At 64.4% G+C, this 978-nt stretch carries 1 pseudogene; it reads left to right on the top strand.

Annotated elements, in window-relative coordinates:
* Nucleotides 1-432, top strand: a pseudogene (locus EOD07_RS35760) (hypothetical protein); the annotation flags it as partial.
* Between the last annotated feature and the right edge of the window lie 546 nt (nt 433-978).

The raw sequence follows: 978 nt of genomic DNA, 5'->3' as shown, positions 1-978 counted from the left end.
CGCCGGCAGGCCGCGCGGCGCCACCTGCTGGAGATGATCCGGCTGTCGCGCGAAGACTGGAAGTCGATCCTGGCCGAGACCGACAATGATCGCGAATGGCTGCCGGGACCGCAGCAGAAAGGCGTCAACCGGCTGACCGGCCTCGAGGTCGGCGAGGAACAGGTGCAGGCATGGCTCGCCACGCTGACGGTGGCCGAGGACCTTCTCGAAGGCCGCGCGCTGCTGCCGCATTTCCGCATCGCCGGCAAGGGCATCAACATGAAGCGCTTCTTCGACGAGCCGAAGCCTTTCGATCTCGTGCTGTCGATCACCGGCCCCGGCATCGCGCCCTATCTCGAAAGCGGCAGGATCCTCAGCAGCGACGATTTCGACCAGATCCAGCGCGAGTTCGGCGGCGCCGGATTCTTGACCTTCGCGCTGTGGTTCAACTGAGTCTTGGGTTCCTCGCCCCACGGACGTGGCGCATGCATTGTCTTATGGTGCGCTGGTCGACCCCCCACTCCGTCTCGGCTTCGCCGAGCCACCTCTCCCCCGATCGACGGGGTAGAGGAAAGGCGCCAAGCCTTTGTGCTCTCAACGCTCGTCCAGCAAGGCTCCCTTCCTTTCCCTCCGTAGGGGGGAAAGGTGGCGCTGCGAAGCAGCGACGGATTGGGGGAACCACGTGGCAATCAGGCCTCGGCCCGATCAGTCACGCCAGTCACAGAAGATGTGTGCATAGCGTAGACGAAGGGTGGGGGAGAGGAACCTGGTCGGCGTTCGCTTTCCCATCGGATCATGACGCCTCTCCTGACAGCCTTCTGTCAGCAGCGTCCGCGCCCGGCCTGAGCCCATTCACTCGGCTCTTTCCATTTTGGCCGAGTCCACCCATATTCGGGGCATGGCCAGACATCCTGACAAGAAGACGCCTCCGCAAGACGGCGCGCCGAAGCGGCGCAGCCCACTGACCGAATTCCTCGACGCCGCCGAGCCGTTGAAGCC

This window comes from Mesorhizobium sp. M2C.T.Ca.TU.002.02.1.1 (genome assembly GCF_003997225.1).
The sequence above is the reverse complement of the archived record's forward strand: the minus strand, read 5'-3'. Positions and strand labels throughout refer to the sequence as shown.